12 protein-coding genes and 1 pseudogene are annotated in these 13179 nt (G+C 51.2%); 11 read left to right on the plus strand and 2 right to left on the minus strand.

The features are described 5' to 3' along the window. Positions 1–249: 249 nt before the first annotated feature. The 7 genes from NA197_RS21640 to NA197_RS21670 all read left to right on the plus strand — a co-directional run bounded on the left by NA197_RS21640 (position 250) and on the right by NA197_RS21670 (position 6118). Entirely contained in the window at positions 250–1020 is a 771-nt protein-coding gene (locus tag NA197_RS21640; RefSeq protein WP_023238204.1) for an electron transfer flavoprotein FixA, read from the plus strand. A 15-nt stretch (positions 1021–1035) separates the two neighbouring features. Continuing rightward, the gene (locus NA197_RS21645) at positions 1036–1977 is read left to right on the plus strand and encodes an electron transfer flavoprotein subunit alpha/FixB family protein (protein WP_001032189.1); all 942 of its coding nucleotides are present in this window, start codon (positions 1036–1038) and stop codon (positions 1975–1977) included. A 49-nt stretch (positions 1978–2026) separates the two neighbouring features. Beyond that, positions 2027–3313, plus strand: a complete 1287-nt coding sequence (locus NA197_RS21650; protein WP_023228077.1) for an FAD-dependent oxidoreductase — start codon at positions 2027–2029, stop codon at positions 3311–3313. Next, complete coding sequence (gene fixX / locus NA197_RS21655) at positions 3310–3597, plus strand: ferredoxin-like protein FixX (RefSeq protein ID WP_000203736.1); 288 nt, start codon at positions 3310–3312, stop codon at positions 3595–3597. Before NA197_RS21650 ends, fixX begins: the two co-directional genes overlap by 4 nt. A gap of 145 nt (positions 3598–3742) precedes the next feature. Beyond that, positions 3743–5083, plus strand: a complete 1341-nt coding sequence (locus NA197_RS21660; RefSeq protein WP_369535591.1) for an MFS transporter — start codon at positions 3743–3745, stop codon at positions 5081–5083. An 88-nt stretch (positions 5084–5171) separates the two neighbouring features. After that, the gene (locus tag NA197_RS21665) at positions 5172–5402 is read left to right on the plus strand and encodes a YgdI/YgdR family lipoprotein (RefSeq protein ID WP_001172089.1); all 231 of its coding nucleotides are present in this window, start codon (positions 5172–5174) and stop codon (positions 5400–5402) included. Between the two features lie 299 nt (positions 5403–5701). Next, positions 5702–6118, plus strand: a complete 417-nt coding sequence (locus tag NA197_RS21670; RefSeq protein WP_161970902.1) for a hypothetical protein — start codon at positions 5702–5704, stop codon at positions 6116–6118. Positions 6119–6341: 223 nt separating this feature from the next. On the opposite strand, the gene srfN is transcribed toward NA197_RS21670, so the two are convergent. After that, a complete protein-coding gene (gene srfN, locus NA197_RS21675) occupies positions 6342–6632 on the minus strand; it encodes a DUF1471 family virulence protein SrfN (protein ID WP_000745961.1) in 291 nt (96 codons plus the stop codon). An 897-nt stretch (positions 6633–7529) separates the two neighbouring features. On the opposite strand from srfN, the gene NA197_RS21680 reads away from it, so the two are divergent. Continuing rightward, entirely contained in the window at positions 7530–9419 is a 1890-nt protein-coding gene (locus NA197_RS21680) for a sulfatase-like hydrolase/transferase (protein WP_000066317.1), read from the plus strand. A 351-nt stretch (positions 9420–9770) separates the two neighbouring features. Here the strand turns inward: NA197_RS21680 and NA197_RS21685 are convergent. After that, positions 9771–9836 (minus strand): annotated as a pseudogene (locus NA197_RS21685) (hypothetical protein); the annotation flags it as partial. A gap of 135 nt (positions 9837–9971) precedes the next feature. Here NA197_RS21685 and kefF point away from each other — a divergent pair. The 3 genes from kefF to folA all read left to right on the plus strand — a co-directional run bounded on the left by kefF (position 9972) and on the right by folA (position 13035). Beyond that, positions 9972–10502 (plus strand): glutathione-regulated potassium-efflux system oxidoreductase KefF, encoded by a 531-nt coding sequence (gene kefF, locus NA197_RS21690; RefSeq protein WP_039590292.1) that lies wholly within the window; start codon positions 9972–9974, stop codon positions 10500–10502. Next, entirely contained in the window at positions 10495–12357 is a 1863-nt protein-coding gene (gene kefC / locus NA197_RS21695; protein ID WP_000377163.1) for a glutathione-regulated potassium-efflux system protein KefC, read from the plus strand. Before kefF ends, kefC begins: the two co-directional genes overlap by 8 nt. 198 nt (positions 12358–12555) lie before the next feature. Further along, positions 12556–13035: a type 3 dihydrofolate reductase gene (gene folA / locus NA197_RS21700; RefSeq protein ID WP_000624379.1), complete on the plus strand. Its 480-nt coding sequence runs from the start codon at positions 12556–12558 to the stop codon at positions 13033–13035. Positions 13036–13179: the final 144 nt, after the last annotated feature.

Below are 13179 nucleotides of genomic sequence, written 5' to 3' on the forward strand. Positions count from 1 at the left end.
GGTTTTTTAACTTTTTTAAGTATCTGACGTTCAATATTGTTGAGCCAGCAAACAATATTGAAAATTTTCATACTTGGCATATTTCTTTCAATATTGGTGAGGTGCGTAACACTATTGAAAGTTACGAATATCAATGTGTGACATTTTCAATATTGGTGATTAAGGTTTTATTTCTGAATTAAAGAGCGTGATATCTGTATTTAACACCGCCGTTATAAATACGTTTCCTTCATGATTTCTGGAGATGCAATGAAGATAATTACTTGCTACAAATGCGTACCTGATGAGCAGGATATTGCGATTAATAATGCTGACGGAACACTCGATTTCAGCAAAGCGGATAGCAAAATCAGCCAATATGATCTGAATGCAATTGAAGCTGCTTGCCAGTTAAAACAGCAGTTGGGAGACGCTCAGGTTGTCGCCATGAGCGTTGGCGGCAAAGCGCTGACTAATGCAAAAGGGCGCAAAGATGTCCTCTCTCGTGGCCCTGATGAGCTGATTGTGGTCATTGACGATCAATTTGAGCAGGCGCTGCCGCAACAAACTGCCAGCGCGCTGGCCGCCGCGGCGCAAAAATCAGGTTTCGATCTGCTTATCTGCGGCGACGGTTCTTCCGATCTTTATGCTCAGCAGGTTGGTTTGCTGGTGGGCGAAGCGCTGAACATTCCGGCGATTAACGGCGTGAGTAAAATCCTCTCTCTTACCGACAGCACATTGACGGTAGAACGCGAACTGGAAGATGAAGTTGAAACGCTGAGCATCCCGCTCCCGGCGGTGATCGCGGTTTCCACCGATATTAACACCCCACAAATCCCTTCGATGAAAGCCATTCTAGGCGCGGCGAAAAAACCGGTTCAGGTCTGGTCGCCTGCGGATATCGAGCTGAACAGCGTACCCGCGTATTCCGCACAACAGGTTGCCGCACCGAAGCAGCGCGAGCGTCAGCGCGTGGTGATTGAAGGTGACGGTGAAGAACAAATCGCCGCGTTTGTCGAGAATCTGCGCAAAATCATTTAATTATCAGGGGATGTTATGAACAAATTTTCCAGTGTCTGGGTATTCAGCGATACCCCTTCTCGTCTGCCCGAACTGATGAGTGGCGCGCAGGCTGTAGGTGAAAAAGTTAATGCGTTCGTACTGAACGAAGCAGACAGCGCGACAGCATGTCATTTGGGCGCGGATCATGTCTGGCTGCTTAGCGGCAAACCAGAAGACCGCATGATCGAAGACTACGCTGCTGCGATGGCTGAGACTATTCGTCAGCATAGCGAGGGCGGCGCGGTGCTGCTGCCGAATACGCGTCGGGGCAAGCTGTTGGCGGCAAAGCTGGGCTATCGCTTGTCGGCTGCGGTTTCCAACGATGCTAGCGACGTCTCCCTGCAGGATGGAAAAGCGGCGGTTAAACATATGGTCTACGGCGGTCTGGCGATAGGGGCAGAAACCATCGCTTCGCCGTTTGCCGTGATCACACTCAGCAGCGGAACGTTTGACGCACAACAACCGGATGCTTCTCGCAGCGGCGAGATGCACACCGTGCAGTGGCAGGCTCCGGCCACTGCCGTGACCCGCACCGCAACCCAGGCGCGTCAGAGCAACAGCGTTGACCTCGACAAAGCGCGTCTGGTGGTCAGCGTGGGACGCGGCATCGGCAGCAAAGAGAATATCTCGCTGGCCGAAGCGCTGTGCCAGACGATTGGCGCCGAGCTGGCCTGTTCCCGCCCGGTGGCGGAAAACGAGAAGTGGATGGAGCACGAGCGCTACGTCGGTATCTCCAACCTGATGCTCAAGCCTGAACTGTATCTGGCGGTGGGGATCTCCGGGCAGATCCAACACATGGTCGGCGCCAACGGCGCGCAGACGATTTTCGCCATCAACAAAGATAAAAACGCGCCAATCTTCCAGTATGCGGATTTTGGCATCGTTGGCGATGCGCTGAAGATCCTGCCTGCGCTGACGGCTGCATTAGCGCGATAAACCATTTCGGGCAGGATGCGAAGGTATCCTGCCGCTGACAGGAGTACGTATGTCCGAAGATATCTTTGATGCCATCATCGTGGGTGCAGGTCTGGCCGGTTCGGTTGCGGCGCTGGTGCTTGCTCGCGAAGGTGCACAGGTGCTGGTTATCGAGCGCGGCAATTCTGCTGGCGCGAAGAATGTCACCGGTGGGCGTTTGTATGCACATAGCCTGGAACGCATCATTCCCGGCTTTGCGGATCAGGCCCCCATTGAACGCATGATCACCCACGAAAAACTCGCCTTTATGACCGACAAAGGGGCGATGACGATGGATTATTGCAACGGCGAGGACGCCGCATCGTCGCAAGTTTCTTATTCCGTTTTACGCAGTAAATTTGACGCCTGGCTGATGGAGCAGGCCGAAGAGGCGGGGGCGCAACTGATCACCGGTATTCGCGTCGATAACGTCGTTCAGCGTGATGGCAAAGTCGTGGGCGTGGAAGCCGATGGCGATATTCTGGAAGCCAAAGTCGTAATTCTCGCTGACGGGGTGAATTCTCTGCTGGCTGAAAAGCTGGGCATGGCAAAGCGTGTTGAGGCATCGCATGTTGCTGTCGGCGTGAAGGAACTGATCGAATTGCCGAAGTCGGTCATTGAAGATCGTTTCCAGTTACAGGGCAACGAAGGTGCCGCCTGTCTGTTTGCCGGAGCGCCGACCGATGGTCTGATGGGCGGTGGCTTCCTGTACACGAATGAAACAACCCTTTCCCTGGGGCTGGTCTGCGGTCTTCATCATCTGAAAGACGCGAAAAAATCGGTCCCGCAAATGCTGGAAGACTTCAAACAGCATCCGGCAGTTGCGCCGCTGATCGCCGGTGGCAAGCTGGTGGAATATGCCGCACACGTTGTACCCGAGGCGGGAATGAATATGCAGCCTGAACTGGTAGGCGATGGCGTACTGATTGCCGGAGACGCTGCCGGCATGTGTATGAACCTCGGCTTTACCATCCGTGGTATGGATCTCGCCATATCCGCAGGCGAAGCGGCGGCGAAGACGGTGCTTTCGGCGATGAAGCGCGACGATTTTAGCAAGCAGTCGCTGGATGAATACCGTCAGCATCTGGACGAAGGTCCGATGCGCGATATGCGCATGTATCAGAAACTACCGGCTTTTCTTGATAATCCCCGCATGTTTACCGCCTATCCCGAAATGGCGGTCAATATCGCGCGCGACCTGTTCACCGTGGATGGCTCCGCGCCGGTGCCGATGCGTAAAAAAATCCTGCGCCATGCGAAGAAAGTGGGCTTCATCAATCTGATGAAAGATGGCCTGAAAGGAGTGACCGTATTATGACATCTCCCGTTAATGTGGACGTCAAACTGGGCGTCAATAAGTTCAATGTGGATGAAGACAGCCCGCACATCATTCTCAAAACCGATCCTGATAAACAGGCGCTGGAGGTGCTGATTAAGGCCTGTCCGGCGGGACTGTATAAAAAGCAGGACGACGGCAGCGTTCGTTTTGATTACGCCGGGTGCCTGGAGTGCGGAACGTGCCGGATCCTCGGCCTTGATACGGCGCTGGAAAAATGGGAATACCCGCGCGGGACGTTTGGCGTGGAGTTCCGCTACGGCTAATAAGTACGAAGTTGTGCCCCCTAGGCCGGATAAGATGCGGTAGCGTCGCCATCCGGCAATCATGTGGCGCCAATGCCGGATGGCGGCGGAAACGCCTTATCCGGCCTACAGATGCGCTTTGCCCGTGTTGAAACAGGACATCACCATGCAGCAGCCCAGGAACTTTGATGACCTTAAATTCTCCTCCATTCATCGCAGAATTATGCTGTGGGGAAGCGGCGGCCCGTTCCTTGATGGCTACGTGCTGGTGATCATTGGTGTGGCGCTGGAACAACTGACGCCGCTATTGCACCTTGATGCTGAATGGATTGGCGCGCTCGGCGCGGCTACGCTTGCCGGACTGTTTATCGGCACCTCGTTGTTTGGCTATATTTGCGATAAAGTCGGGCGGCGTAAAATGTTCCTGCTTGATATTATCGCTATCGGCGTTATCTCCGTGGCGACCATGTTTGTTTCCACGCCGCTTGAATTGCTGGTGATGCGCGTTTTAATTGGCATTGTTATCGGCGCGGATTACCCTATCGCTACTTCCATGATTACGGAGTTTTCCAACACCCGCCAGCGCGCGTTCTCCATCGGTTTTATCGCCGCGATATGGTACGTCGGCGCGACCTGCGCCAACCTGGTGGGTTACTGGCTGTATGACATGGAAGGCGGCTGGCGCTGGATGCTTGGCAGCGCCTTTATCCCGTGCTTAATCATTTTGATTGGCCGCTTTGACCTGCCGGAATCGCCACGCTGGCTATTGCGAAAAGGACGGGTAAAAGAGTGCGAACAAATGATGATCAAACTGTTCGGCGAACCGGTCTGCTTTGACGATGAGCCGCCGCAGGAGACCCGCTTCCTGCAGTTGTTTAACCGCCGTCATTTTCCGTTTGTACTGTTCGTTGCGGCTATCTGGACCTGTCAGGTAATCCCGATGTTCGCTATCTATACCTTTGGGCCGCAGATCGTCGGGTTACTCGGCTGGGAGCAGGGGCGCAACGCGGCGCTCGGCAATGTGGTGATTAGCCTCTTTTTTATGCTGGGCTGTATACCGGCGATGTTCTGGCTAAACAGTATTGGCCGTCGCCCTCTGCTTATTGGCAGCTTCGCCATGATGACTATCGCGCTGGCGCTGCTGGGGCTGGTGTCAAATCTGGGCATCATACTGGTCGTGGTGGCGTTTGCGGTATACGCCTTCTTTTCCGGCGGACCGGGCATACTGCAATGGCTTTATCCTAATGAACTCTTCCCTACGGATATTCGCGCTTCGGCCGTGGGGGTCATCATGTCATTAAGCCGTATCGGAACCATTGTCTCCACCTGGGCATTACCGATTTTTATTACTCGTTACGGTATTAATAACGTCATGCTGATTGGCGCGTTGATTTCGTTAGTCGGGCTTGGCGTATCGGTGATGTTTGCCCCGGAAACTCGCGGCTTGACGCTAACACAGACCGGAAACATGACTTTGCGCGGAACGCCATCGGATAACCCTCGTTAAGAGTGTTCTGCATTTCTCCCTGCTTTTCGCCAATAACGCTACAGTTAACAGTCACATGCTAAAACAACTGAAAAGCAGGGAGAACACCATGCAAAAACGTCTTATGACCGCACTGTTTACCGCAGCAACACTATTCACCGTCGCAGGATGCTCTTCTAACCAGGCGGTTGAAACCACGGATGGCAAAACTATTGTCACCGACGGGAAACCCGAGGTCGATAACGATACCGGTATGGTGTCTTACAAAAACGCCGCCACCGGGAAAACCGAACAGATTAACCGCGATCAGCTGAAAAATATGAGCGAGCTGGATAATTAATTCAATCTTTTCTGGTTAGCCGCGCAATAATATTTTCTCTTTATGCGCATCCATTTATTCCCATGCGAATAAACGGATGCCTGAACAGGCAGGGACGCCGGAAAACGTCGAAATACGTTAGACCATTCGCCCGCGTTCCCGCTTTCCCCACCGCGCTGTCCGCTTACATGAGGTTACACTCATCGACATTTCTCTGAACAGCGGCTCAACATTTCCCGGAAAAAAACATATCGCAAGGCATTTATCCTTATGATTAGGTATAAATGATGAGGTATAAGGAAACGGAGTCTGTAATGAAACTGAAACTAATACCTTTTTATTTGCTCGCGCTATTTTCTGCCGCCTCCGGGGCTACGGAGATAAACGCCTGCAAAGACCTGATCGGAACATGGAAAACCACGGCAGATAACCCGCCTTATACCATGACAATATTGCCGCCAGTAGAAAGCTGCGGGGAAAAATGTGTGAAACTGAACGTGCAGTATGAACTTGACGTGACTCACCGCAACGCGCTTTATTGCCATGAAGGACAAGAGGGGGTAAAAGGGCAGGGACCCATGGTGATAGCATTTGAAGGGGCGTATGGTGGACACGCTATTGGAACCTATAACCGACAGCTGCAATTACTTTGGGCTGGCGTAATACCGAAAAATAAAAAGGGGAAATGGATAACGAAAATGGAAAATTACTGGTTCAGGCAGGTAAAAGCGCACTAAACATCATCTTAAAACAGCCCGCAAAACCGTCTTATTTACGAAGGGCTTACTGCCTGCGCGCGCACATTCCAACGGCTTGCCTGCCCCGGATGAACTGTTGATAAAAAAGAGGGCCAGCATCTGTTTCCAGACGGCCCTGAGTGGATTGTGACGTAACATGGCACCTTGCTGGCGCTCTCTTATTATTTCATGCCAGTGCCATCGTTATGGCGCAATCAGAGCTTTATTTCGTCGCATCGTTATAAACTTCGGCAACGGCTTCAAAATTCGGACCATGCTCACGTGCAGCGATAATATGATAATATTTTCCGCCTTTCGCATCGGCTAATTCTGACAGTTTTTCGCGTAGATCAGAGGGTGAGGAAATCTGCCCGCCACTCTGGGACACATTTATGGTGCCGACCTTAACCAGTTTGAAGTGGCTGATTTCTTGTTTAGAGACCTGCTCTGCCGCAAGCGTGCTGAATGAAGCAACCGTTGCCAGTAATGCGGCGGCAATAATGCGTTTTTTCATAGTTCTGTTCCTGTTGCATTGATGATAAGGTTTGCGCAATATCAGTAATCCGTAACGAAATTATTTATCCCCTTCATACTTCAGGTTGCTTATGTGTTGGCTACGGATTACTCGGCCCACCCATGGGCCTCGCCCTGACGGGCCGTCGCACGCGACGTTCAAATCTGCTCCCGGCAGATTTGTCGCTCACCTCAGTCACATAATTATCTATGCTCCTGGGGACTCACTCCCTTGCCGCCTTTAAGCAACTCGAATTATTTTGGGTAATAACCTCGGTTGATTATCTGAAAATAGCCTTATTTGGTGTGACCGTCTTATATCTTGTTATAGTCACCTCTTTATGTTGTTGTCAATGTAAAATAATGCACTGCCAGCTAAAAAGAAACTTAACCCCCTGTAAATAATAGTTTTTATATTATTTCTTTTAATGGCGTAATTTTTATTGAATCACGCGGCAATACGCTAGTTTTATTCATAAGCAACATAACAGAATTGAGTTATGTTTTAATTTCCCAGAGTGATATTACCGGTTGTATGTCTATGGTTGCGCGGCCTGTTACTGATAGTGTTTCTTTCGGGGCGATTTTATTGTAGCGGCATAGGGTAATCACCGTAGTTGAAGGGAAAAGGCACGAACACAGAGCTATAGAGTATGTTTAATAATGTATTTTTTTATGAAGTAATGTCTGCAGTTGTATCTCTAAAATAAAAACAATGAACTTTTCATCTAAATAATTTTTCAGTGAATTATGGTTATTTATTAATATATTTCTAATTTGAAATACAAATCAATTTATAACACATATTCTTACCCGGAAGGCATTGATACATATCCACGCTTCCTCGTACAGTAATAAATGAATATGTGATAAAGTTACTGACTACAGGTATAATAATATGAGTAATAAAAAAAATCTGTCCGCAGAAGAGACGGATCTTACGCGTAGGAAACTGTTAACCAGCGCCGGTATTCTTGCCGCCGGCGGTATGCTATCCGGCGCGGTAAAAGCTGATGAAAAATGTGCCGTCAAGGCGAAACCGGCGTGGGATAAACCGTTTACCGGCGAAATCCCGGAAAAATTGCCAGAAGGATATAATATTCTGTTAGTCGTGACCGACCAGGAGCGTTTTTTTCCTACGTTTCCTTTCCCGGTACCCGGCAGAGAGCGGCTCATGAAAACGGGGGTGACATTCTGTAATCATCAGAATACCAGTAATGTCTGTACGCCTTCCCGCTCCGTATTGTATACCGGCTTACATATGCCCCAGACAAAAATGTTTGATAATCTGGGCTTACCCTGGATGCCTTATGACCTTGACCCCGCTCTTGGAACCACAGGCCATATGATGCGGGAACTGGGATACTATACGGCCTATAAAGGTAAGTGGCATCTTACAGAAAAACTGGAGAAGCCTTTGCCTGACGAAAAAGATGAGGATATTGATGTCGGGGATATTCCTGAACCAGAATTACATAAAATTATGGAAAAATATGGTTTTGCTGACTATCACGGCATCGGCGATATTATAGGCCATAGTAAAGGCGGCTATTTTTATGATTCAACCACCACGGCTCAGACTATAAATTGGTTAAGATGCAAGGGGCAGCCCTTGAATGACCAACACAAGCCCTGGTTCCTGGCCGTTAACCTCGTTAATCCTCATGACGTCATGTTTATTGATACCGATAAAGAGGGAGAAAAGGTACAGTGGCGTGGCGAGTTGGATCAGGATGATAATACCCTGGCGCCCACGCAGCCGCCGGAAAACGAGCTTTATCAGGCAAGCTGGCCGAACTATCCGCTGCCGGCAAACAGGCATCAATCATTCAATGAGCAGGGAAGACCGCCGGCGCATCTTGAATACCAGACGGCGCGCGCTGCGCTGGAAGGGCAGTTTCCTGATGAAGATCGTCGTTGGCGTAAACTGCTTGACTACTATTTCAACTGTATCCGCGATTGTGATACTCACCTTGACCGGATATTAAATGAACTTGATGCCCTCAAGTTAACTGATAAAACGATTGTTGTATTTACTGCCGATCATGGCGAATTAGGCGGAAGCCATCAGATGCACGGTAAAGGCGCTTCCGTTTATAAAGAACAGATCCATGTACCGATGATTATTTCCCACCCGGCGTACCCCGGTAATAAGAAATGTCAGGCGTTGACCTGTCATCTTGATATCGCGCCGACATTAGTTGGACTGACCGGTTTGCCGGAAGAAAAACAGCACCAGGCGTTAGGCAACCGCAAAGGCGTTAATTTTAGCGGATTGCTAAAAAACCCGGAGAGCGTTGCGGTTAATGCGGTGAGAAATGCCAGCTTATATTGCTATGGCATGATCTTGTATACCGATGCCCATTATCTCCACCGCGTTATCGCGCTACAAAGAGATAAACAAAAAACGGTGGCGCAAATCAAGCAGGAAATATCCCATTTGCATCCTGATTTCAGCCATCGTTCAGGGACGCGGATGATTAACGATGGCCGTTATAAGTTTGCACGCTATTTCTCGCTAAGGGAGCATAATACGCCGGAAACCTGGGAGGATCTTATTAAGTACAACGATCTTGAACTTTACGATCTTAAAAATGATCCCGATGAGAACCATAACCTTGCTGCTGATAAACAGAAATATCAGGATCTCATTCTTACGATGAATGAAAAACTGAATAAAATTATCAAGGACGAAATTGGCGTGGATGACGGCAGTTTTATGCCGGATGCGGCCCATGAGCCGTGGGATCTTACTATTGAGCAGTTTAACCGCATGGCGAAAGATTAAGAGCCTGACCCATTAGGCTATTTTACTCGCCATTTTGGGACCGGGCAGTGCTCAAAATCCTCACGTACTACGTGTACGCTCCGGTTTCTGCGCGCTGATCGGCCCCAAACTGGCTTCAACAATTACGCCTGCTGGGCCATGCTCTAAGTACCTGACCCATTAGGTTAATTTATGCGTCGGTGATCTGGCACCCAGCGTGTCTGGAGGTTCAGATGCTGTTGGCGCTGCGCTTATTGGGCCTGTGTCATCATGTAATGGATTGATATTACAGTCATTACAGGCAAATTTAGCGCAGCGCCGCCCGACAAGAAGGCCTTAAACTGATTGGTCAGCGATTTAAGGCTGCTATCATCACCGACCTTCCCACACCGGATCGCGCTTTTCCGCAAACGCCTGCGGCCCTTCGAGGGCGTCTTCCGGGGCAGGATGGCGCCAACTCCTTGCTGGCGTTAATTCAATTTTTTCTGGTTAGCCGCTCAATAATATTCACTATTAGCCTGGCGAATTTGTCACTACACTTTGTAATAAAAAACAGATCATCACAGGCTAATCATGATCCTCATTATTTATGCGCATCCGTATCCGCATCATTCTCATGCGAATAAACGGATGCTTGAACAGGCAGGGACGCTGGAAAACGTCGAAATACGTTCGCTTTATCACCTCTATCCCGATTTCAATATTGACGTTGCCGCCGAGCAGGAGGCGCTGTCGCGCGCGAGTCTTATCGTCTGGCAGCATCCGATGCAGTGGTACAGCGTCCCTCCTTTACTCAAATTATGGATGGATAAAGTCCTCACCCACGGCTGGGCTTACGGTCATGGCGGTACGGCATTGCATGGTAAACATCTGCTGTGGGCGGTAACGACCGGCGGTGGTGAAAACCACTTTGCTATCGGCTCCCATCCCGGATTTGACGTCCTTTCTCAGCCGCTACAGGCGACGGCGCTCTATTGCGGCCTCAAATGGCTGCCGCCGTTTGCCATGCACTGCACGTTCATTTGCGATGACGACACCTTACAGGCGCAGGCGCGTCAGTATAAACAGCGTTTACTGACATGGAAGGAGGTGAATCATGGATAGCCATACTCTACTGCAGGCGCTGATCTATCTTGGTTCGGCGGCGCTGATTGTGCCGATTGCGGTACGTTTGGGCTTAGGATCGGTGCTGGGGTATCTGATTGCGGGTTGCATTATCGGCCCCTGGGGGCTACGGCTGGTAACGGACGCCGAATCTATTCTGCATTTTGCGGAAATCGGCGTCGTGCTGATGTTGTTTGTTATTGGGCTTGAGCTGGACCCGCAACGGTTATGGAAGCTGCGCGCCTCGGTATTTGGCGGCGGCGCGTTACAGATGGTGGTCTGCGGCGGACTGATTGGTCTGTTCTGTATGTTTCTTGGCCTGCGTTGGCAGGTGGCGGAACTGATTGGCATGACGCTGGCGCTTTCGTCCACGGCTATTGCCATGCAGGCAATGAATGAGCGTAACCTGACCGTTTCACAAGTAGGACGTAGCGCATTCGCAGTGCTCTTGTTCCAGGATATCGCGGCGATCCCGCTGGTGGCGATGATTCCTCTGCTGGCCGCCAGCGGCGCATCCACCACGCTTGGCGCGTTTGCGCTGTCGGCGTTGAAAGTCGCTGGCGCGTTGGCGCTGGTGGTGTTGCTGGGACGCTACGTTACGCGCCCGGCGCTGCGCTTTGTCGCGCGTTCTGGTTTGCGGGAAGTGTTCAGCGCCGTGGCGCTATTTCTGGTGTTTGGTTTCGGCCTGTTGCTGGAAGAGGTTGGGCTGTCAATGGCGATGGGCGCGTTCCTGGCGGGCGTTCTGCTGGCGAGTTCGGAATATCGTCATGCGCTGGAAAGCGATATTGAACCCTTTAAGGGGCTGCTGCTGGGGCTGTTCTTTATTGGCGTCGGCATGTCGATTGATTTCGGCACGCTGGTGGAGAATCCACTGCGTATTCTGCTGTTGTTGGCCGGTTTTCTGGCAATCAAAATCGTCATGCTGTGGCTGGTCGCGAGGCCCCTGGGCGTACCGGCAAAACAGCGTCGCTGGTTTGCCGTCTTATTAGGCCAGGGAAGTGAGTTTGCGTTTGTGGTTTTTGGCGCGGCGCAAATGGCGGATGTACTTGAGCCGGAATGGGCAAAAGCGCTGACGCTGGCGGTCGCGCTGTCGATGGCGGCCACGCCGATTTTTCTGGTGCTGCTGACGCGCATGGAAAAGACCGCAACGGGTGAAGCGCGCGAGGCGGATGAAATCGACGAAGAGCAGCCGCGGGTTATTGTGGCCGGGTTTGGGCGATTTGGGCAGATAGCCGGGCGTTTGCTGCTGTCGAGCGGGGTGAAGATGGTGGTGCTCGATCACGACCCCGATCATATTGAAACGCTGCGTAAATTCGGCATGAAGGTTTTTTATGGCGACGCGACGCGTATGGATTTACTGGAATCTGCCGGAGCGGCGAAGGCGGAGGTATTGATTAACGCCATTGACGATCCGCAAACCAATTTGCAACTGAGTGAACTGGTGAAGTCGCATTTCCCGCATCTGCAGATTATCGCCCGCGCCCGTGATGTCGATCATTACATCCGCCTGCGCCAGGCTGGTGTGGCGATGCCCGAACGTGAAACCTTCGAAGGCGCGCTCAAAAGCGGGCGACAGGCGCTGGAGGCGCTGGGGCTGGGGCGTTATGAAGCCCGCGAGCGCGCGGATCTGTTCCGTCATTTTAATACCCGGATGGTGGAAGAGATGGCGAAGGGGGAAAACGATCCGTTATCTCGCGCCGCCGCCTATAAACGTACCAGCGCGATGTTGAGCGAAATTATTACCGAGGACCGGGAGCATCTGTCGTTGATTCAGCGCCACGGCTGGCAGGGAACGGCTGAGGGCAAACATTCCGGGGAGGCCGCTGATGAACCCGAGGTCAAACCGTCAATCTAAAGTAAAAAATGTGATGTTCTGCAAACTTTACTGCTAATTGGCTGTTTTTGAACTACTGTAATGCTGGCGCTCCACATCAAATGAGTGGCGTCGCCAGCAGAACGAAAAATTTTCGTGCTCATCCTCTTTTCGTCAGTCGACGAAAGATTGCGCTTTACGTATAGTGGCGGCAATTTTTTTTGTATCAGGAAATAATTAATGATCAGTCTGATTGCGGCGTTAGCGGTGGATCGCGTCATCGGTATGGAAAACGCCATGCCGTGGAACCTGCCTGCCGATCTCGCCTGGTTTAAACGTAACACGTTAAATAAACCTGTCGTCATGGGACGTCACACCTGGGAGTCCATCGGACGCCCCTTACCGGGACGTAAAAATATTGTTATCAGCAGCCAGCCGGGCACCGACGATCGCGTGCAGTGGGTGAAGTCTGTCGATGAGGCGATTGCCGCTTGCGGCGATGCGCCGGAAATTATGGTCATTGGCGGCGGGCGCGTGTACGAGCAGTTCCTGCCAAAAGCGCAGAAGCTTTATCTGACGCATATTGATGCGGAAGTCGAAGGCGATACCCATTTTCCGGATTATGAACCGGATGACTGGGAATCGGTATTCAGTGAGTTTCACGATGCCGACGCGCAGAATTCTCACAGCTATTGTTTCGAGATTCTGGAACGTCGTTAACGCTGTAGTGCCGGATGGCGGCGAAACGCCTTATCCGGCCTACTCTTGAGCCAGATGTAGGCCTGATAAGCGTAGCGCCATCAGGCATAAACCAATCCTTGAGCCGGATGTAGGCCTGATAAGCGTAGCGCCATCAGGCATAAA

The sequence above is a fragment of the Salmonella sp. NW884 genome (assembly GCF_051700745.1).
GTDB lineage: Bacteria > Pseudomonadota > Gammaproteobacteria > Enterobacterales > Enterobacteriaceae > Salmonella > Salmonella enterica.